The organism is Nonomuraea sp. NPDC048881, from assembly GCF_040649795.1.
In the GTDB taxonomy this organism is placed as follows: Bacteria; Actinomycetota; Actinomycetes; order Streptosporangiales; family Streptosporangiaceae; genus Nonomuraea.
Genome location: NZ_JBEZGC010000004.1, coordinates 470,237 through 490,148, shown reverse-complemented (window position 1 = coordinate 490,148; position 19,912 = coordinate 470,237). Strand labels below are relative to the sequence as shown.

The window sequence follows — 19,912 nt, the reverse complement described above, 5'->3', positions numbered from 1 at the left end:
GTGGCCGGGATGCGGGGCCGGGATGCGGGGCCGGGATGCGGGGCCGGGATGCGGGGCCGGGGGTCAGGCGGAAGGTTGGCCGGAGGCGAGGAGGAAGCCGCAGTCGCCGAAGGAGATCTCGTCGCCCGACTTGACCCGGACGGGCCCCACCAGCCGCCACCCGTTGAGCCGGGTGCCGTTGAGCGAGCCGAGATCGACCAGCAGCCAACCGCCGTCGCCCTCCCGCCGCAGCTCGGCGTGCACGCGCGACACCGTCAGGTCCGACAGGACGAGGTCGCAGGCCGACCCCCGGCCCACGACGTAACGCAGCCGGTCGTCGTCCGGCAACGCCAGCCGGGGCAGCCGCGGCCGCCGCCAGGCCGCCTGCAACCGGGTGGTGAGTTCCGACACCGACGAGACGGCGTCCGTCAGCCGCTGCCTGATCGTGGGCCGGCGCGGCAGGTCGGCGACCAGCTCGTCGAGCTCGTGCTGGTTGCGCGCCCGCAGCGCCTGGTCGACCCGGCCGACGAAGGTGTCGTGGGAGATCCGGCCCTCCACGGCCCGGTGCTTGAGCTCGTCGATCGCGCGGTCGCGTTCCCCGTCGGAGGCGCGGAACGGCGGCTGGGTGGAGCTCATGTCCCGAGTATCGGCCTGAACGGCGTTCCGTGTCCAGAATACGTGGATCAGTTGCGATGGCCATACTCAGTATGCATACTCAGTATCCATGTCGATCAGACACGGGCTGCTCGCCCTGCTGAGCAGCGCACCGCGTTACGGCTATCAGCTCCGGGTGGAGTTCGAGGCGTCGACGGGGGCGACCTGGCCGCTCAACATCGGCCAGGTCTACACGACGCTCGCCCGCCTGGAACGTGACGGCCTGGTGGCGCCGGGTGGAGCCGACGAGCAGGGCAGGGCCGTCTACACGATCACCGAGGCCGGTCGGGAGGAACTGGAGCGATGGTTCAGCACCCCCGTCGACCACTCCGACCGGCCTCGGGACGAACTCGCCATCAAGATCGCGATGGCCGTCGCCGCCACCGACGTGGACGTGGGCGCGGTCATCCTGGCCCAGCGAATGGCGACCATGCGCACGCTGCAGGACCTGACCAGGGCCAAGAGGGCCGCCGGTGACGGCCTCGCCCAGCGGCTCGTCCTGGAATCGATGATCTTCAAGGCCGAGGCCGAGCAGCGCTGGCTCGACCACTGCGAGGCCGTTGTCAAGGAGAAGAACCAATGACTGTGGTGGAGCTGCGGGACGTTACCCGCGAGCACGGCCAGGTGCACGCCCTGCGCGGCGTGAGCCTGGAGGTGGCACAAGGGGAGCTCGTCGCGGTCATGGGCCCGTCGGGCTCGGGGAAGTCGACGCTGCTCAATCTGGCCGGCGGCCTCGACCGGCCCACGTCGGGCACGGTCCTGATCGAGGGCCGCGACCTGGCCGGGGTCCGTGACCTGGCCGCGCTGCGACGCGGCAGCGTCGGGTACGTCTTCCAGGACCTCAACCTGATCCCGTCCCTGACGGCCGCCGAGAACGTGATGCTGCCCAGGGAACTGGACGGCGTCCGCGCCGGCCAGGCCCGCCGGGAGGCGCTGGCCGTCCTGGCCGACGTGGGCGTCGACCAGATCGCCGACCGGTTTCCCGAGGAGCTGTCCGGCGGCCAGCGTCAGCGCGTGGCCATCGCCAGGGCGCTGGTCGGCGAACGGCGGCTGCTGCTGGCCGACGAGCCGACCGGCGCGCTCGACACGGCCACCGGCGACGAGATCCTGCACCTGCTGCGCAACCGCTGCGACGAGGGCGCGGCGGTGCTGCTGGTCACCCACGAGCCGCGCTACGCGGCTTGGGCGGACCGGGTGGTCTACCTGCGGGACGGACTGATCGCCGAGGCGTCGGCGGTGCGGATGGAGAGCTCGCGATGAGCGCCTTCCTCGCCGCCCTGCGGATCTCCCGCAGGGACGCGTCGCGTTTCAAGGGCCGCAGCGCCCTGATCATGGTGATGATCGGCCTGCCCGTCCTGGTGATCACGGCGGTGCTCACCGGCGCCGCCACGACCAGCGTCACCCCGAAGGAGCGGGCGGTCACGCGCTTGGGGGCGGCCGACGCCCGCCTGATCACCTTCCCGTACCGCACCCCGGTCCGGCAGGACGACAGCGGCGACTCCGCGTACCAGCCGAAGAGCGGCACCTCACAGCGGCCGTGGACCCCCGCGGAGATCAACACGCTGCTCCCCGGCCGCCTGCTGCGCTACCAGACGAGCCTGGTCAACGTCCGGCTGCCCGACGGCTTCAACCAGGCGGACGTCGTGGAGGTCGATCTGCGCGACCCCATGACGGCCGGGATGCGCACCCTGGAGCAGGGCCGCTACGCCGCCGCGCCCGGCGAGGTGGCGATCTCGCCGAAGATGGCCGACCTGGGCGTCCGGGTGGGCGACACGCTCACCTTGCGGCGGCCGGACCGCACCGTGAAGGTGGTCGGCGTCGCCGAGAACCCCAACCGGCCCGGCATCCTGGAACTGGCCGCCCTGCCCGAGGGTGTGCTCGTCCACCAGAACGACGGCAACAGCAGCGGCTGGCTGGTCGACACCGCCGGTCCGGTCCTGCGGTCGAAGGTGTCGCAGCTCAATGACGCGGGCCTCGGCGTCACCTCCCGCGCGGTGCTCGACGCCCACAAGGACGACTCCCGCGGGAACCCGGACGACGCGCGCGCCCTGGTCCAGCTCGGCGTGGTCATCGTGCTCGTCGTCATGGAGACCGTGCTGCTGGCCGGCCCGGCGTTCGCCGTGGGGCTGCGGCGGCGGCGCAGGGAGCTGGCGGTGATCTCCGCGCAGGGCGGCTCGGCCCGGCACCTGCGCCTGATCGTGCTGGCCGACGGCCTGGTGCTCGGCGGCGCGGCGGCCGTGCTCGGGGTCGTCCTGGGCATCGGCCCCGGCCTGCTCGTCGAGTCGGTCGCGGCCAGGGAACTGGACTGGTCGCACGGGCCGGCCGACGTGCCGTGGCTGCCGGTGCTCGGCGTGGCGGCGCTCGGCCTGGTCAGCGGACTGATCGCGGCGATCGTGCCCGCGGTGCAGGCGAGCCGGCAGAACACCGCGCAGGTCCTGGCCGGCCGGGCCGCGCAGGTCCAGGGTCGGGCCCCGCGTCCCGTGCTCGGGATCGTGCTGGTGACGGCCGGGCTGGGCGCGATCGGATACGCCATGACCAGGGGCACGGTGACGATGATCGCGGCCTTCGTGCCGTTCGTGTTCGGCATGGTGGCGTTGACGCCGTGGCTGGTCCAGGCCACCTCGCGGATCGCCGCCCGGCTGCCGCTCCCGCTGCGCCTGTCCGTGCGCGACGCCGCGCGCCACCGCGTCCGTACGGCCTCGGCCACCGCCGCCGTCATGGCGGCGACCATGGCGGTGGTCGCGCTCGGCATCGGCAGCAGCAGCGCGTACACCCAGCAGGAGGAGCAGAGCGTCACGGTGTTCCCGCTGGGCACCACGGTGATCGGCGGCGCCACGGAGATGGACGGCCAGACGTGGGCCCGGCTGAAGGACGCCGTCCGCGCCCGCTTCCCCGGCACCGACATCGTCACCGGGCACGAGGCGACGGACGCCAAGGGCCGGGACCTCTGGTTGACCGTGCCGCGGACGTGCGAGCCGGCATGCGCGCAGCGGTTCTACGACCAGCCGCCGATCGGCGGGGCGGACCTGCTCGCCTTCCTTCAGAAGCGCCGGGACCCGCAGGCGGCCGCCGCGCTGGCGGCGGGCAAGGCCGTGGCGTTCAGCACGGACGTGGTGAGCGACGGCACGATCGAGCTGACCGTGAGCGACTGGGACTCCGACACCATCAAGGAGCGCAAGCGGATCCGGATCCCGGCCGTGGTGTCGAGCGGCGCCGACCCCCGGCAGGCGGGCGCCCTGATCCCGCCGCAGGCGCTGGCCAAGGCCGGGCTCGGCACGGTCGAGCGGGTGCTCTACACCGCGTCCCCGCCGCAGGACGAACGGCGCATGGAGGCCGATCTGCGGGGCGAGGTGAACGGCAACCTGTACCTCAACGCCAAGCGGGGGAAGGCGGAGGACCGCGCCTTCGCCCTGCTGGTGCTGCTCGGCGCGGCGCTGGTCCTGGTGCTCGGGGGCACGTTCGCGGCCACCGGGCTGGCGGCGGCCGACATGCGTCCCGACCTGAACAACCTGTCGGCGGTCGGCGCGGCGCCGCGGGTGCGCAGGCTGGTGGTGGCCGCCCAGGCCGCCTACATCGCGGGCCTGGGCGCGGTGGTCGGCCTCGTCGCCGGCGCGGTGGCCGGTGTCGCGCTGACCTGGCCGATGACCAGGATGGGCGCCGGCGGCATGCGCACGCTGCTGGATGGGCCGGGGACGATCGACGTGCCCTGGTCGTTCCTGGCCGCGGTCGTGCTGGGCCTGCCGCTGGTCGCGGCCCTGGTGGCCGGGCTGCTCACCCGGACACGCCTGGTGCTGGCCCGCCGGGTGGCCTGAGCCGGTACCGCAGCGTCACCAGCACGGACAGGAAGATGATCAGCGCCGGGACCGCGGTCTGCCCGACGAGGACCGCGGTCACGGCGCTGTCCGGCTGCTGGACGGGCGTGCTCGCGTCGGACTCGACGAACCCGCCGATCGACAGGATGACCCCGAAGATCAGCGCCCCGAACGAGCTGACGCCGCTCTCGATGGCCGTCCACAGCCCGGTCAGCACGCCGGCCCGCCGCTTGCCCGACTCGGCGGCGTCGGCGGCGACCACGTCGGCCAGCATCGAGAACAGCATGAGCTCGACCCCGGCGATGCCGATGCCGACGAGCAGGATGGTCAGGTGGGCGTACAGGGGGCCGAACAGCGGGGTCGCCATGGCCGCCGCCGTGCCGCCGCCGAACAGCAGCGCGGCCAGGATCATCGCGCCGCGCTTGTCGAAGCGCCGGGCCAGCCACACCCACAGCGGCATGGTCAGCAACATCGGCCCGACCAGCGCGGCGAAGAGCGTCTGCGTGCTCTTCGGCGACCCCAGCGTGTACGACGCGAAGTACGGCGCCGCGGCCAGCATCATGCTGACGGCGAGCATCTGCAGGCAGGCCATGACGGTCAGCCACAGGAACGCCCGGTTGCCTCTGATCGCCGCGAGCTGCTCGCGCCACCCGCCGTGGTCGGCCTCCGGCGCGCCGGTCATCGGGGCGCGGGCGGTGCCGAAGAACGAGCCGAGCATCGAGGCCAGCAGGATGAGGGCGATCGTCAGGCCCATCAGCCGGTAGCTGCCGAGCGTGCCCTCATCGCCCTGACCGGTGGCGATCATCGGGGCCAGCACGCCGCTGATCGCGGTGGCCGCGCCGATGAAGACCATCCGCCACTGCAGCAGCGAGGTGCGCTCGTGGTAGTCGTCGGTCATCTCGCCGGGCATGGCCTTGTACGGCACCTCGTACAGCGCGTACGCGGTCGCCGTCGCCATGAAGCAGAGCCCGACGTACAGGGCGGCCGGGACCCCGGTCAGCGGCGGCCCGGCGAAGACGAGGAAGAACGCGACGGGCAGCGTCAGCGACCCGGCCAGCAGCCAGGGGCGGCGCGGCCCCATCCGCGAGACGGTCCGGTCCGACCAGCGGCCGACCAGCGGGTTGATGATCAGATCCCAGACCTTGGGCGCGGTGACCACCACGCCGGCCAGCCACGCGGGCACGGCCAGGAAGTTGGTCATGTAGTACAGCAGGAGCAGGCCGGGCACGGCGCTGACCGTGGCCGTGCAGAACGAGCCCACGCCGTAGCCGAGGCGCACGCCCCTGGAGACCGTGGGCGCGCTCACCGGCGATGTGATCATGAGGCCCATTCAAGCCGAGCGAGGGCTTGTTCGGTAGGGCCCAGTTTCCCGGGCCCCACCGGATCACTCCCGCGCGCCTGCCGTTCCCCGCACGCCGGGCTCCACACCCATGCCGGGCTCCACACCGATGCCGGGCTACTCGCGTACGCCGGCTACTCGCGCACGTTGGCGCAGACCACGTGCGCGCCGATCTCGATCATCCGGCGCTCGCTGCGCGCGTCGGCGACCCTGGCCATGAGGATCGGCGCGCCGCTGGCCGCGAACTGCGGCAGGCGGGCGCGTACCAGGCGGTGCAGGTCGCGGACGACGTCCTCGGCGGCCGACATGTGCACCTTGACGTGCAGCATGATCCCGGTCGCCCCGGACGCGGTGCCGGCCTCGGAGATCCACACGTGGTGCACGAGCGGGAAGTCGCCCAGCAGTTGCGCGATGGCCTGCCGCAGCGCCGGCAGGATCGGGTGCGTGCACCGGCGGTAGCCGGGGTCCACCTGCTGCATCGGCCCCGACAGGTGGGGCCGGGGCGCGGGGACCCACGGCAGCGCGGGCGCCTGCGGGGTGGGCGGGGCCACCTGCGCCAGCGCGGGCACGCGCGAGACGGTTGCCATGGCGCCGGTCGCGTAGGCGGCGGGCGCCGCCCCCGACAGCACGGGTGTGGGCCCCGAACGCGTGCCGGTGAGGAAGCGCTGGAGATCGTCGATGGGCACGGCCGCGGCTGCGGGGCCCGCGGCGTCGATCACGATCTCCGGCACGCCGGTGACGCGCTGGATGTCCAGGATGGTGTCGGCGTCGCACACCGACAGGGAATGGCTGCCGCGGTGCCTGGCGTAGGTAGCAGGGCTGGTGTACCCGAGCAGAACCCGGTCACCCGCCTGGGTCGTCCCAAGGACGACCGATCGATCTGGTCGCACTGCCACCAGGACTCCACCGTCGGCGAGGGCCGCCAGCAGGCGATGAGGCATGCCATGCTGTGCGAGCACGTCGGCAAGCGCAGGATTCCCGATGCTCATATGACGAACCATAGGTAGTCGGCCACGGCTTATCAGGCTAATGGCCAATAAATCCCCCGATCAAGACAAAGATGTGTGCAGAGTGGATGACTTTGCTGCCGCCTGGGTACCGGAGCCGCGTCCAGGGCGTCGCGACGCCGAGCGGGGCCGTCTCAAATCGTGGGTCCCTCGTGAACGCGTTCACAAGCGCGGATAGACTCTGAGGGATCCGAGGGGCCCAGCGACGTGTCCCTCCAGCCCGCCGCATGCCCCTAAGGATCCACGCCTGTGAACAAGCCCGTCGTTCTGGTCGCAGAGGAGCTGTCCGAGGCCGGCCTCGCCGTGCTCGGCGCCGATTTCGAGGTCCGCCACACCGACGGAGCGGACCGTTCCCAGCTTCTGCCCGCCCTCGCCGACGTGGACGCCCTGATCGTGCGCTCCGCCACGCAGGTCGACGCCGAGGCCATCGCCGCCGCGCCGAAGCTGCGCGTGGTCGCCCGCGCCGGCGTCGGCCTCGACAACGTCGACGTCGAGGCCGCCACCAAGGCCGGTGTCATGGTCGTCAACGCGCCGACCTCCAACATCACCAGCGCCGCCGAGCAGACCATCGCGCTCATCCTGGCCAGCGCCCGCAACACCGCCCAGGCCCACGCGGCGCTGAAGAACGGGGAGTGGAAGCGCTCCAAGTACACCGGCGTCGAGCTGGACGAGAAGGTCGTCGGCATCCTCGGCCTCGGCAAGATCGGCCAGCTCGTGGCCCAGCGGCTCCAGCCGTTCGGCGTCGAGCTGATCGCCTACGACCCCTACCTGCCGCCGGCCCGCGCCGCGCAGATGGGCGTCAAGCTGCTCAGCCTCGAAGAGGTGCTCAAGCAGGCCGACTTCATCACCGTGCACCTGCCGAAGTCGAAGGAGACCCTCGGGCTCATCGGCGACAAGGAGCTGCACGAGGTCAAGCCGTCCGTGCGGATCATCAACGTGGCCCGCGGCGGCATCGTGGACGAGGCCGCGCTCTACTCGGCGATCAAGGAGGGTCGCGTCGCGGGCGCCGGCCTCGACGTGTTCGCCAAGGAGCCGTGCACCGACAGCCCCCTGTTCGAGCTGGACCAGGTCGTCGCCACGCCGCACCTCGGCGCCTCCACGCACGAGGCCCAGGAGAAGGCCGGCACGCAGGTCGCGCGGAGCGTGAAGCTGGCGCTGGCGGGCGAGTTCGTGCCCGACGCGGTCAACGTCCAGGGCGGCGCGGTGGCCGAGGACGTCAAGCCGGGCCTGCCGCTGGCCGAGAAGCTGGGCCGGGTGTTCACCGCCCTGGCCGGCGAGGTCGCCACCAAGCTCGACGTCGAGGTCCGCGGCGAGATCGCCTCCCAGGACGTGCGGGTCATCGAGCTGGCCGCGCTCAAGGGCGTGTTCGCCGACGTGATCGAGGAGCAGGTCACGTACGTCAACGCGCCGCTGCTGGCCAAGGAGCGGGGCATCAGCGTGGAGCTGGTGACCAGCTCCGAGAGCCCCGACTGGCGCAACGTGGTGACCGTGCGCGGCGTGCTCGCAGACGGCCGCCAGATCTCGGTCTCCGGCACGCTGTCCGGCCCCCGGCAGATCACGAAGATCGTCGAGGTCAACGGCTACGAGATGGAGATCGAGCCGACGGCCCACCTGTCGTTCTTCGCCTACACCGACCGTCCCGGCGTCGTCGGCGTGGTCGGGCGGCTGCTCGGCGAGGCCGGCGTGAACATCGCCTCGATGCAGGTGGCCCGCGACGTCAAGGGCGGCAAGGCGCTCATCGCGCTGACCGTCGACTCGGCCATCCCGGCCGCCGTGATCGACCAGATCGCGGCCGAGATCGGCGCCGAGAGCGGCCGTTCGGTCGACCTGGAGGACTGACCTCGCGACCTGAGGACTGAGCCCCCGATCCGGGGGAAGGCCGTCACCTGGACCGTTCCGGGTGGCGGCCTTTTCTCGTCTCAGAATGCGAGATAGTAGGACATCCAACGAGACAGCGAGACAGCCGCCGGGTACCGTGGATGGAAATGCGCCAGGTTCTCGTACTCATTACCTGCCGCGGCGGGGCCTGTTAGGGCAGGCCGACGACCCGCCGCGGTGAGTGGTGATGCCGTCGGCCGGTCAGTCCCTTCCCTATCGCCCGGTCCGTGACCCGGACCCGCGAGAGCAGGCCCGGTCGGATTCGCGACCGGGGTCCGACGCCCCCTTTTCTGGAACGCGCCAGCGAAACGAGATGAGCGACATGTACGAGATGTACGCCTGGAACCGTACCGAAGAGAACGAGAACGAGGCCGCCGAGGCCCTGCAGACCGCCCTCGACCGCAGGGACAACGGCGGCGCCCCCCAGAACTCCGCCCGGTAGCGCCGCCCTCAGGCCCGCGCCGCGGCGTGGGCCAGGGCGAGCGCGCCGAGCAGCGGCGCGTCGTCCGTGAACCGGCCGGGCCGGATCTCCGGCGGGAACGGCACGGCGCGCCGCACCTCGCCGGCCAGCCTGGGCACGATCAGCCCGGCCGCGCCCATCATGCCGCCGCCCACGACCAGCACCTCGGGGTCGAGCGTGACGCACAGGTTCGCCACGGTCATGGTCAGCACCGACAACGCCTGCGCCACCAGCTCCGCCAGCGGCCCGGAACGCGCGGCGAGCACCTCCTCCGCCGTGGTCGCACGGCCGAGCAGCGCGCCGCCCCTGGCCGCCAGCCCGGCGCCGGAGACCAGTTCCTCCAGCGGCACCCGCCCATCGGCGAAGGCCGCCTGCCCCGGCGTGACCTGGAGGTAGCCGATCTCGCCCGCCGCGCCGTGCGCGCCGGGCACCACCCGGCCGCCGACCACCAGGGCCGCCGCCAGGCCGGTGCCGAGGTTGAGATAGACGCCCGTGGAGACCCCGCGCAGCGCGCCCCACCGCAGCTCGGCCGCCGCCGCCGCGTTCACGTCGTTGTCGATGGCCACCGGCGTCGCGCCGAACTCCTCGCGCAGCAGCCTGGGCAGCTCCAGCCCCTCCCAGCCGGGCACGTTCGGCGCCAGGCGCACCACGCCGTCCCTGATCACCCCGCAGGTGGAGAAGCCGACCGCGGCCGGCCGCCCGTCCAGGGCGCGGGCCGCGGCGAGGGCCCGGACGAGCGTGTCCGGGCCGGTCTCCAGCCGGGTGCGGCCGGCGACCACGGGCCCGTCGGAGCCCGAGACCCCGATCGCGACCTTGGTCCCGCCGACGTCGATGCCCAGGACCCGGCTCACCGCGCGGCGCCCCTGCGGGCCAGCGAGTCGATCGCCACCGCCAGGGCCAGCACGCCGGCCGTCACCATGAACCGGACGGAGGAGTCCACGCTCAGCAGGTACATGCCGTTGGTGATCGACTGGATGACCAGCACCCCGAGCAGCGCGGCGTAGGCCCGTCCCCGTCCGCCGAACAGGGACGTGCCGCCGATGACCGCCGTGGCGATGGCCATGAGCAGGATGTCGCTGCCGCCCGACCCCTGGTTGACCGCCGACAGCCGGCTGGCGGCCAGCACGCCGCCCGCCGCAGCCAGCGTCGAGGCCAGCACGAACGCCAGGATCCTGATCCTGGTCACGTTGATGCCCGCGCGCCTGGCGGCCTCGGCGTTGCCGCCGACGGCGTACAGGTGGCGGCCGAACGCGGTGTGCCGCAGGACCAGGTCGAGCAGGACCACCAGTGCGCCGAAGAGCACCAGCAGCAGCGGCACGCCGCGGTCGGCCGACATGACCGCCACCGCCGCGCCGAGCACGACCGCCAGCCCGCCCGCCGTCACGGGGACCTGCCAGGCCGGCGCCACGGGCAGTCCGGCGGCCAGCCGTGCCCGCCTGGCCAGCGTGGCGATCGCGGCGTGACCGCCGGCCAGCCCGATCACCAGTGCCCAGGACAGCCATCCCGGCAGCCAGGTGTCGCTCAGCCCCGAGATGAACCCGTTGAACGGCAGGTTGATCGTCCCGCCCTGGCGCAGCAGGTAGAGCAGCAGCCCGAGCCAGCCCATCAGCCCGGCCAGCGTGACCACGAACGACGGCATGCGCAGCTTGGTCAGCATGAGCCCGTGCAGCAGCCCGATCGCCGCGCCGGCCGCCAGCGCGAGCAGGATGGCCAGCAGGGCGTTCCAGCCCTGCTTGACGTGCGCGATCGTCATGATCGTGGCGCACAGGCCGCTGACCGAGCCGGCCGACAGGTCGATCTCGCCGAGCAGCAGCACCATGATGACGCCGAGCGCGATCGTGCCCGTGGCGGCCATCTGGAGTGCCAGGTTGGTGAGGTTCTCGGGCGACAGGAAACGCTCGTTGAGCGTGCTGAACACGATCGTGATCGCCACCAGGCCGCCGACCACCGGCCAGGCGCCGGCCTCTCCCTGGCGCAGCCGTCCGGTCACCGTGATCGGCATCGCCGTCATTCGCCCGCTCCTGTGATCGCGGCCACGATCTCCTCGCGGGAGGCCTCGGCCGTACGGAACTCACCGGCGTTGCGTCCGAGACGCAGCACCACCACCCGGTCGCTCACCTCGCGCACGTCGGCGAGGTTGTGCGAGATGACCAGCACCGCGAGCCCGCGCTCGCGCAACCGCCGGATCAGCGCCAGCACCTGGGCCGTCTGCTCGACGCCGAGCGCGGCGGTCGGCTCGTCCAGGATGACCAGCCGGGGTTCGCCGAGCAGCGCTCTGGCGATGGCCACCGACTGCCGCTGGCCGCCCGACAAGGTCGACACCGGCACCCTGATGTCGCCGATGCGCACGTCGAGCTGAGCGAGCAGGTCGCGGGTCGCGCGTTCCATGCTCAGGTGGCGCAGCACCGACCAGCGGCGGCGTTCGGCGCCGAGGAACAGGTTGGCCACGACGTCGAGGTTCTCGCAGAGCGCGAGGTCCTGGTAGACGGTCGAGATGCCGAGCGCCTGCGCGTCGTGCGGGGTGGCGACGCGCACCGGCGCGCCGTCCACCGTGATCTGGCCCTCGTCCGGCACGACCGCGCCGGAGATGGTCTTGACCAGCGTCGACTTGCCCGCGCCGTTGTCGCCCATGAGCGCCACGACCTCGCCGGGACGCAGCTCCAGCCCTGCCCCGTCGAGCGCCCGCACCGCTCCGTACCGTTTGGAGATCCCGGTCGCCGCGATCATCTACTCGATGCCCGCCTTCGCGCAGGCGGCCTTGACCTCGGCCGTGCAGATCTGGTCGGCCTTGTAGAACCCGTCCTTCACGATGGTGTCCTTGATCTTGTCGGCGGTGACCGCGATGGGGTCGAGGAGGAAGGCCGGGATGTCAGCCGTGCCGTTGTTCACCTTGGAGGTGGCGGCGGGCTGCTCGCCCTTGGTCAGGGCGACGGCCAGCTCGGCGGCCTTCTCCGCCTCTCTCCTGATGTCCAGGTAGATGGTCATGTACTGCTCGCCGGTGAGGATGCGCTGCACGGCGGCCAGCTCGGCGTCCTGACCGGTGATGGGCGGCAGCTCCTTGTAGCCGGCGCGCTTCATGGCGGCGATGGCGCCGCCCGCCATGCCGTCGTTGGCCGACAGCACGCCGACGATCTGGTCCCGGCCGATGGCGGTGATCGCCTGCTCCATCTGCTGCTGCGCCTTGTCGGGGCTCCAGTCGGGGGTGTCGAACTCCCTGCCGACCTTGACCCTGCCGTCCAGGACGCTCTTGGCGCCCTTCTTGTAGTCGGCCGAGCTGGGGTCGGTGGGCGAGCCGTGGATCATCACGATCTGGCCCTTGGCCGTGGTGCCCTTGGCGTTCATGGCGTCGAGCAGCGCCTGACCCTGCATCTCGCCCACCCGTACGTTGTTGAACGAGACGTAGTAGGCGTAGTCGATCCCCGAGATCAGCCGGTCGTAGGCGACCACCGGGACCTTCTTCTGCCTGGCCTGGTTGACCAGGGGCGCGACCGCGTTGGCGTCCACGGCGTCCAGGACGAGCACGTCGGCGTCCTGGGTGAGCGCGGCCTCGACCTGTTGTTGTTGTTTGGCCGCGTCCTGCTCGGCGTTGCCGTAGATCACCTTGCAGGCGGGGCACAACGCCTTGACCTTGGCCTCGAACAGCGGGCGGTCGAAGGCTTCATATCGGGTGGTCTTGGATTCGGGGAGGAACAGGGCGATCGTCCCGCCCTGCCGCGGCCCGTCGGCCTGAGTGGCCGTCGTGCCGGTGGTGGTGCTGTTCCCGCAGGCGGCGGCCAGCAGGACCGCCGCCGCGGGGATGAGTCGCCAAGCTCGGTGCATCGCACTTCGTCCTCTCAGAAGATGCCCGCCCCCGCTTGGTAAGAAAGGTAGTTTACTATCAGGCGTGTTGGCTAGAGTGCACCTCGGAGGGAGGCCGGACATGCGACGCGACCTGGCGAATCCACGGCTGCTGCGGGTGCTCAACGAGCGCCGTCTGCTCGACCAGCTGCACGAGCACGGCCCCGCCTCGCGCGCCGACCTGGCCAAGAGCACCGGCCTGTCCAAGCCCACGGTCTCGGCCGCCCTGGCGGGGCTGGCCGAGGACGGCCTGGTCCACCTGGTGGGCGAGGTGTCCGGACGGCCCGGCCCCGTCTCCTCGCTGTACGACGTGAACGCCGCCTCGACCCACGTCGCCGGCATCGACATCGGCCGCGACTGGATCAGGGTGGCCGTGGCCGACCTGCGCGGCGCGTTCGCCGGGCGTACCGACGGCCGCAACACGGCCCGCACCTCGGCCGAGCTGGCCGAGCTGGTCGGCGAGCTGGCCGGGGCGGCGGCCCGCGAGGCCGAGGTCGAGTGGCGCTCGATCACCTGCGCGGTGGTGGGCTCACCCGGTGTGTACGACCCCGTGCGCGGCGGCCTCGACTTCGCCCCCAACCTGCCCGGCCCGCCTGACCTGGCCGACCGGTTGCACGCCGCCCTGGGCGTCGACCTCGTCATCGAGAACGACATCAACCTGGCCGCCGTCGGCGAGCACGTCCACGGGGCCGGGCGGGGCAAGGCCAACTTCGCCCTGGTGTCCATCGGCACCGGCGTCGGCATGGGCATCGTGATCAACGGCGAGCTGTACGTCGGGGCGCGGGGGGCGGCGGGCGAGGTCTCCTACATCCCGGCCGCCGAGGACCCCCCCGCCTCCGCCCCACCGACCGGCCCTTTCGCGGGGGACGCCGACCCCCTCAAGGGCGGGGCCGACTCCTTCGCGCACGACGCCGACCCTTTCACGCACGGGGCCACCGAGGCGGCCACCTCCGCGCCCGGTGTGGTGCGCGCCGCCCGGGCGGCGGGGCTGGAGCTGGAGACGGCGAGGGAGGTCTTCGCCGCCGCCGCCGAGGGGAACGCGGCGGCCAGATCGGTCGTGGAGGCCGAGGGCCGGCGCATCGGCGGGTTGCTGGTGGCCGTGGCCGCCGTGCTCGATCCGGAGGTGATCGTGCTGAGCGGGGGAGTGGGGCGCAACCTCGACCTGCTGGGCGCGTCCGTGGAGCGCCGCATCGCCGAGCTCGGGCCGCTGCGCCCGCGGGTGGTGGCCAGCGCGCTGGGCGACAGCGGCGTGCTGCTGGGCGCGGTCGCCCACGCCAAGTCCCGCGCGTGGGACCTCATCTTCGACGCCCGCAAACACTGACCCCCAGCTCCCGCCTGTGGGACGGGGGTTCGGGGCGATGCGGGGGAGTGGGGGCGCGCTTACGATATGGGGGTGGCCGGCCTCCTTCGTTCCGTGTGGCGCGAGCCTCGTCCTCCCGGCCCGCCCCTGCGGGTGTGGCGCGACTGGGCGCTCGTCGCGGTGCTCGTGCCGGCCGCGGTGATCGAGGGCGTGCTGCGGCCCGACCTCCGCTGGCCGGTGGTCTCGACGGCCGTCACCGTCGCGCTGATCCCCACGCTGCTGTGGCGCAGGACCAGGCCGCTGCTCATGGTCGCGCTCGTGTTCGGCGCCACGACCATGGCCCCGCTGCTGACTGGCGGCGAGCCGGTGGAGACGTACACGCTGGTGTTCGTCACGATCGTGCTCTACGCGCTGTTCCGGTGGGGTTCCGGGCGCGAGGCCGTGATCGGGATGGCGGCCGGGCTGGTCGCGGTCGGCCTGTCGCTGGTGTCCGGACGCATGGCGCCCGGCGACGTCGTCCCGGCGCTCGGCGTGCTGGTCGCGACCGTCGGGCTGGGCAGCGCCTTCCGCTACCGGGCCGGCGCGCGGCTGCGCGAGCTCGACCAGGTCAAACTGCTCGAACGCGAACAGCTCGCCCGCGACCTGCACGACACCGTCGCCCACCACGTCTCGGCCATGGCCATCCGCGCCCAGGCGGGTCTGGCCACCGCCGCCTCCGAGCCGGGCGCGGCCACCGACGCGTTACGGGTGATCGAGGCCGAGGCGTCGCGCACGCTCGCCGAGATGCGGGCCATGGTCCGGGTGCTGCGCAGGAACGAGCCGGCGGAGCTGACCCCGGGCCGCCACCTCGACGACCTGCGGCGGCTCGCCGGACGCCCGCGCGTCGGCCCGGCGGTCGAGGTGGAGATCGCGGACGGGCTCGGCGACCTGCCGCCCTCGGCCGGCGCGGCGCTCTACCGCATCGCCCAGGAGTCGATCACCAACGCCCGGCGGCACGCCCGTCACGCCACCCACATCACCGTCCGGGTCACCGCCGACGACGCCGCCATACTCCTGACCGTGAGCGACGACGGCGACCGCGCCGGCGGGGTCGCCGCCCCCGGGTACGGCCTGATCGGCATGATCGAACGCGCCGCCCTGCTCGGCGGCACCTGCGAGGCCGGCCCCAACCCCAACCGGGGCTGGACGGTCACCGCCGTCCTGCCGAAGGAGACCGCATGAAGGCCCGGCGGGAGGCCGCGGACGTGCGGAAGGAGGCGGTGTGAGCGACCGGCGGGAGGCCGCGGGAAGCGACCCGGAGGGCACGGCGGCCATCCGGGTGCTGGTCGCCGACGACCAGGAGATCGCGCGTACCGGGCTCAGGATGATCCTCGACGCCCAGCCCGGCATCGAGGTCGTCGGCGAGGCCGGCGACGGCAGGCGGGCCGTCGAGCTGGCCCGCCGCCTGCGCCCCGACGTGTGCCTGTTCGACATCCGCATGCCCGGCCTCGACGGCATCGCGGCCACCCGCGAGCTGGCCGGGCCCGACGTCGCCGACCCCATGGCGGTGGTCGTGATCACCACGTTCGACCTCGACGAGTACGTCTACGCCGCCCTGCGCGCCGGAGCCAGGGGTTTCCTGCTCAAGGACGCCGGCCCGGCGCTGCTCGCCCAGGCGGTGACCGCGGCGGCCGGCGGTGAGGCGCTCATCGCCCCGAGCGTGACCGCGCGCCTGCTGGCCGCGTTCGCCGGAGCCGGGCGTACGGAGGCGCCCGCGCAGCCGGTCGAGGCGCTCACCGGCCGCGAGGAGGAGATCCTGCGCGCCGTGGCCCGCGGCCGGACCAACAGCGAGATCGCCCGCGAGCTGCACATCTCGCTCAGCACGGTCAAGAGCCACGTCGCGAGCCTGATGACCAAGCTCGGCGTGCGCAACCGCGTCGAGATCGCCATGTGGGCCTACGAGACCGACCGCGTACGCACCTGACCTCTGAGGGTTCTGCGGACGACCCACTCGGCCACCGCCAGGTTGATCACCCAGCCCGCGCCGACGAGCAGCGCCCGGCCGAGCTCGCCGGGCGCCCCGAAGGCGGCCAGCCCGAACGCCAGGGTGAACGCCTGCGTGCCCGCGCCGAGCCCGATCGCGTACCCGCGGGTCATCCAGGCGCGATGCCGGGCCACGTCGCGCCGCCGGATCGCGGCCAGGCCGAGCAGGAGGCAGGCGGCCATGGCCGTCCCGAACAGCAGCCGGAAGGCGGCCAGCAACATCCCGTCGCCGGCGGGAAGGTCGGAGAAGAGCGTCAGCCACACCCCCGACAGCGCCGCGACCAGCCCGCACGCCACCAGCACCCGCCCCGCCGCGCGGTGCCACCCCGGCCGCCCGGCCCGGAACCGGGCCTGGAACTGGAACGTGCCGAGGACGCAGAACACCAGGGAAGCCGGGATGTGCAGCAACACCGGCACGGGCATGGCGAAGAAGCGCGCGTTGTCCGCCGTCACGGGGGCGCCGGCGGCCAGTTCGGTCACCCGGATTGCGCCGGCGACCAGCGGGACGACGCTGAGCGCGAGCAGCCCGGCGGGTGCGATCCATCTCATGCCTGAGAGCGTGCCGCCCGCGCCCGTGCCCGGTCATCGCGCGGACGGCCGGTCCTGGTTCGCACCATCGGCGGGCGGGCCGTCGTACTTTCGGCCATCGAGCCGTCGCCTTTCGACCGTTGAGCGTCCGCGCAGGTCACGCCCACACTGGCGGCACATCAGCGGCACGAGGGAGAAAACGATGAAGGCGTACGTCCTGCGCTCGTTCGGCTCGCCCGACCAGCTCGTCCTGACCGACGTCGAGCGGCCCGTGCCGCGCGACGACGAGGTGCTGGTCCGGGTGCGGGCCACGTCCGTGCAGCCCTACGACTGGCACTTCATGCGGGGGGAGCCGTACCTGGCCCGGGTCATGGGCGGCGGGGTCGGGCTGCGCCGGCCGCGCATCGCCGTCCTCGGGGCCGACGTGGCGGGGGAGGTCGAGGCGGCCGGCAAGGACGTCACGCTGTTCCGTCCCGGCGACGAGGTGTACGCGATGTCGCTCGGGGGCGGCTTCGGCGAGTACGTCTGCCTGCGGCAGGGCGAGGTGGCGCCCAGACCGGCGGGCCTGTCGTTCGAGCAGGCGGCGGCGGTGCCGATGGCGGCCAACACCGCGCTGATCGCGCTGCGCGACGAGGGACGCCTCCAGCCGGGCCAGAAGGTGCTGGTCAACGGCGCGTCCGGCGGCGTGGGCACGTTCGCCGTGCAGCTGGCCAAGGCGCTGGGGGCGCACGTCACGGGCGTGTGCAGCGGGCGCAACGCGGACCTGGTCCGCTCGCTCGGCGCGGACGACGTCATCGACCACACCAAGGAGGACTTCGCGGCGTCGGGCCGGCGCTTCGACCTGCTGCTCGACGTGGCGGGCGGCCGCCGGCTGGCGGACTGCCGCCGCGTGCTGACCAGGAAGGGCACGTACGTGCTGGTCGGCGGGCCGGCCGGCCGCTGGGTGCAGCCGGCCGGCCACATGTTCGCCGCGCTCGCGTCGGGGCCCTTCGTCCCGCAGCGGATCGTCAGGGCGGACGTCGTCCGCTGCGGGAGCAACAGGGCGAACCTGCTGACGCTGACCGGGCTGATCGAGCGGGGCGCGGTCACCCCGGTCATCGACCGGACCTTCCCCTTCGGCGAGCTCCCGGCGGCCGTCCGCTACCAGGAGGAGGGGCACGCCCCGGGGAAGGTCGTCGTCACAGGGTCGCGGTGAGCATGGCGGGGGCGGGGGCCTTCTGGAGCTGCTTGTAGTCGGCCCAGCGCTTGACGCCCTTGGGGTCGGGGCGTACCGCGCCGACGAAGGCCTGCCTGCGCCACTGCGACAGGCGTTCCTCCTTCACCACGTCGCCGGTGTGGGGGGAGTGGACCATGTAGCCGGGCTTGGAGATCATGCCGACGTGGCCGAGGCCGCTGAAGAACACCAGGTCGCCTGGCTTGAGGTCCTTCCAGGCGATCTTCCTGGAGAAGGCGCCGTACTGCTCCGCGGCGGTTCTGGGGAGCTCGATGCCGGCGTCCTCGTAGGCTCGGAGCATGAGGCCCGAGCAGTCGTAGCCCCGCTCGCTGGCGCCGCCCCACACGTACGGGGTGCCGCGCTTGTCCATGGCGTATTCGAGGGCGACCTTCCAGGCCGGCTTCGGCACGTGCCGTTCCTGGACCTGTTTCACCTGGGGGCCGGTGAGGGTGATGGAGGGGGTGGGGGCGGCCGGAGCGGCGGGAGCCGCGGGGGCGGCAGGCACGAGACCTGCGGCGCCCGCTGCCACCGCCACAAGGATGGCGATGCTAGACAGGGGACTGTCCTTCCACGTGGCCGACCGGGTTAGCTGACGGGCTCGGGCCTGGAAGTAGCCCTACGGCGGCTCCTCGGGGGGGAGGCGCAGCCGATTCGCCCCGGGGGGAAAGGTGGGTCCCCGGCTCCACGCAGCGGCTGCGTGGATTAGGCTCGTCGGACTCTAACGAAACGGTCAAAAGGTCGCAATCCCCCCAAAACGGATTGTCCGGTTGTTGAGATGATGTGTTCGTCAGCCGAGACGAGCCGGTAAGGTACCGCCCATGGAGTCGCGTAACATCCGCCTGGCCGTCATCCCCGGGGATGGCATCGGCGCCGAGGTCGTAGCCGAAGGGCTCAAGGTCCTGGAGGCCGTGGGCACGAAGATCGAGCCCACCCACTACGACCTGGGCGCAGCCCGCTACCACCGCACCGGCGAGACCCTGCCCGACGCGGTGCTCGAAGAGCTGCGCGGCTACGACGCGATCCTGCTCGGCGCCGTGGGCGACCCCAGCGTGCCGCCCGGCATCCTGGAGCGCGACCTGCTGCTCAAGCTCCGGTTCGAGTTCGACCACTACGTCAACCTGCGGCCGGTCAAGCTGTTCCCCGGCGTCGAGACCGCGCTGGCCGGCGCCACCGCTGAGCACATCGACATGGTCGTCGTCCGCGAGGGCACCGAGGGTCTCTACGCGGGCACCGGCGGCGTCATGCGCCGCGGCACGCCGCACGAGATCGCCACCCAGGAGTCGCTGAACACCGCCCACGGCGTCGAGCGCGTCGTGCGGTACGCCTTCCAGAAGGCTCAGTCGCGGCCCCGCAAGAAGCTCACGCTCGTCCACAAGACGAACGTGCTCACCTTCGCCGGCGACCTCTGGCAGCGCACGGTCAACCGCGTGGCCGCGGAGTTCCCCGACGTCACCACCGACTACAGCCACATCGACGCGGCCTCGATGTTCTTCGTCACCCAGCCCGAGCGCTTCGACGTGATCGTCACCGACAACCTGTTCGGCGACATCATCACCGACCTCGGCGCCGCGATCGCCGGCGGCATCGGCCTGGCGGCCAGCGGCAACATCAACCCCGAGCGCACCTCGCCGAGCATGTTCGAGCCGGTGCACGGCAGCGCGCCCGACATCGCCGGTCAGGGCAAGGCCGACCCGACCGCCACCATCCTGTCCGTGGGCATGCTCCTCGACCACCTCGGCCTGCACGCCGAGGCCGCCAAGGTCGAGCAGGCCGTGGCCGCCGACATCGCCGAGCGGGTGACCGGCCGCGCCGGCCGCACGACCAGCGAGATCGGCGACGACATCGCCGCGCGAGTAGCCGGCTAGGACCGCCTAGCCCCGCAC

Annotated in this window: 19 protein-coding genes and 1 riboswitch; of the genes, 10 read left to right on the top strand and 9 right to left on the bottom strand. The window is 72.7% G+C overall.

Annotated features, from left to right (window positions below):
* Window positions 1–63: 63 nt before the first annotated feature.
* Window positions 64–615 (bottom strand): DUF1707 and FHA domain-containing protein, encoded by a 552-nt coding sequence (locus AB0C33_RS17440; RefSeq protein WP_358288640.1) that lies wholly within the window; start codon window positions 613–615, stop codon window positions 64–66.
* Window positions 616–703: 88 nt separating this feature from the next.
* On the opposite strand from AB0C33_RS17440, the gene AB0C33_RS17435 reads away from it, so the two are divergent.
* The 3 genes from AB0C33_RS17435 to AB0C33_RS17425 are packed head-to-tail and all read left to right on the top strand — an operon-like array spanning window position 704 to window position 4,445.
* Window positions 704–1,216, top strand: a complete 513-nt coding sequence (locus tag AB0C33_RS17435) for a helix-turn-helix transcriptional regulator (protein ID WP_352318985.1) — start codon at window positions 704–706, stop codon at window positions 1,214–1,216.
* Window positions 1,213–1,893 carry an ABC transporter ATP-binding protein gene (locus tag AB0C33_RS17430; protein WP_358288637.1) on the top strand — a complete coding sequence of 227 codons (681 nt, stop codon included), beginning with the start codon at window positions 1,213–1,215 and terminating at the stop codon, window positions 1,891–1,893. The genes AB0C33_RS17435 and AB0C33_RS17430 overlap by 4 nt, the downstream gene beginning before the upstream one ends.
* Window positions 1,890–4,445 carry an FtsX-like permease family protein gene (locus AB0C33_RS17425; protein WP_358288634.1) on the top strand — a complete coding sequence of 852 codons (2,556 nt, stop codon included), beginning with the start codon at window positions 1,890–1,892 and terminating at the stop codon, window positions 4,443–4,445. Before AB0C33_RS17430 ends, AB0C33_RS17425 begins: the two co-directional genes overlap by 4 nt.
* On the opposite strand, the gene AB0C33_RS17420 is transcribed toward AB0C33_RS17425, so the two are convergent.
* Window positions 4,405–5,766, bottom strand: a complete 1,362-nt coding sequence (locus tag AB0C33_RS17420; protein ID WP_358288631.1) for an MFS transporter — start codon at window positions 5,764–5,766, stop codon at window positions 4,405–4,407. The genes AB0C33_RS17425 and AB0C33_RS17420 overlap by 41 nt on opposite strands.
* 152 nt (window positions 5,767–5,918) lie before the next feature.
* Window positions 5,919–6,743, bottom strand: a complete 825-nt coding sequence (locus tag AB0C33_RS17415; RefSeq protein ID WP_358288628.1) for a hypothetical protein — start codon at window positions 6,741–6,743, stop codon at window positions 5,919–5,921.
* Window positions 6,744–7,040: 297 nt separating this feature from the next.
* On the opposite strand from AB0C33_RS17415, the gene serA reads away from it, so the two are divergent.
* Window positions 7,041–8,630, top strand: coding sequence for a phosphoglycerate dehydrogenase (gene serA / locus AB0C33_RS17410; RefSeq protein ID WP_352318994.1), 1,590 nt, complete (start codon window positions 7,041–7,043; stop codon window positions 8,628–8,630).
* A gap of 352 nt (window positions 8,631–8,982) precedes the next feature.
* Entirely contained in the window at window positions 8,983–9,111 is a 129-nt protein-coding gene (locus AB0C33_RS17405) for a hypothetical protein (RefSeq protein WP_352318996.1), read from the top strand.
* A gap of 8 nt (window positions 9,112–9,119) precedes the next feature.
* On the opposite strand, the gene AB0C33_RS17400 is transcribed toward AB0C33_RS17405, so the two are convergent.
* From AB0C33_RS17400 to AB0C33_RS17385, 4 genes are read right to left on the bottom strand one after another with little or no spacing between them, the layout of a single operon-like run.
* Complete coding sequence (locus AB0C33_RS17400) at window positions 9,120–9,980, bottom strand: ROK family protein (protein WP_358288625.1); 861 nt, start codon at window positions 9,978–9,980, stop codon at window positions 9,120–9,122.
* On the bottom strand, window positions 9,977–11,140 hold the full coding sequence (locus AB0C33_RS17395; protein ID WP_358288623.1) for a sugar ABC transporter permease: 1,164 nt from the start codon (window positions 11,138–11,140) through the stop codon (window positions 9,977–9,979). The genes AB0C33_RS17400 and AB0C33_RS17395 overlap by 4 nt, the downstream gene beginning before the upstream one ends.
* On the bottom strand, window positions 11,137–11,856 hold the full coding sequence (locus AB0C33_RS17390) for an ATP-binding cassette domain-containing protein (protein WP_352352201.1): 720 nt from the start codon (window positions 11,854–11,856) through the stop codon (window positions 11,137–11,139). Before AB0C33_RS17390 ends, AB0C33_RS17395 begins: the two co-directional genes overlap by 4 nt.
* Entirely contained in the window at window positions 11,857–12,948 is a 1,092-nt protein-coding gene (locus tag AB0C33_RS17385; protein WP_358288620.1) for a sugar ABC transporter substrate-binding protein, read from the bottom strand.
* A 100-nt stretch (window positions 12,949–13,048) separates the two neighbouring features.
* On the opposite strand from AB0C33_RS17385, the gene AB0C33_RS17380 reads away from it, so the two are divergent.
* The 3 genes from AB0C33_RS17380 (at window position 13,049) to AB0C33_RS17370 (ending at window position 16,229) form a co-directional block, all read left to right on the top strand.
* The gene (locus AB0C33_RS17380) at window positions 13,049–14,287 is read left to right on the top strand and encodes an ROK family transcriptional regulator (protein ID WP_358288617.1); all 1,239 of its coding nucleotides are present in this window, start codon (window positions 13,049–13,051) and stop codon (window positions 14,285–14,287) included.
* Between the two features lie 72 nt (window positions 14,288–14,359).
* Entirely contained in the window at window positions 14,360–15,487 is a 1,128-nt protein-coding gene (locus tag AB0C33_RS17375; RefSeq protein ID WP_358288614.1) for a histidine kinase, read from the top strand.
* Window positions 15,488–15,527: 40 nt separating this feature from the next.
* Window positions 15,528–16,229, top strand: coding sequence for a response regulator transcription factor (locus AB0C33_RS17370; RefSeq protein ID WP_358288611.1), 702 nt, complete (start codon window positions 15,528–15,530; stop codon window positions 16,227–16,229).
* On the opposite strand, the gene AB0C33_RS17365 is transcribed toward AB0C33_RS17370, so the two are convergent.
* On the bottom strand, window positions 16,202–16,837 hold the full coding sequence (locus AB0C33_RS17365) for a DUF2306 domain-containing protein (protein WP_358288609.1): 636 nt from the start codon (window positions 16,835–16,837) through the stop codon (window positions 16,202–16,204). The genes AB0C33_RS17370 and AB0C33_RS17365 overlap by 28 nt on opposite strands.
* Before the next feature lie 181 nt (window positions 16,838–17,018).
* Between AB0C33_RS17365 and AB0C33_RS17360 the strand changes: the two genes are divergently transcribed.
* Window positions 17,019–18,011 (top strand): NAD(P)-dependent alcohol dehydrogenase, encoded by a 993-nt coding sequence (locus AB0C33_RS17360; RefSeq protein ID WP_358288606.1) that lies wholly within the window; start codon window positions 17,019–17,021, stop codon window positions 18,009–18,011.
* On the opposite strand, the gene AB0C33_RS17355 is transcribed toward AB0C33_RS17360, so the two are convergent.
* Window positions 17,995–18,558 carry a C40 family peptidase gene (locus tag AB0C33_RS17355; protein ID WP_358288603.1) on the bottom strand — a complete coding sequence of 188 codons (564 nt, stop codon included), beginning with the start codon at window positions 18,556–18,558 and terminating at the stop codon, window positions 17,995–17,997. The genes AB0C33_RS17360 and AB0C33_RS17355 overlap by 17 nt on opposite strands.
* Before the next feature lie 30 nt (window positions 18,559–18,588).
* Window positions 18,589–18,748: riboswitch (cyclic di-AMP (ydaO/yuaA leader) on the bottom strand.
* 99 nt (window positions 18,749–18,847) lie between these two features.
* On the opposite strand from AB0C33_RS17355, the gene AB0C33_RS17350 reads away from it, so the two are divergent.
* Entirely contained in the window at window positions 18,848–19,894 is a 1,047-nt protein-coding gene (locus AB0C33_RS17350; RefSeq protein ID WP_352319018.1) for a 3-isopropylmalate dehydrogenase, read from the top strand.
* The last annotated feature ends 18 nt before the right edge of the window (window positions 19,895–19,912 follow it).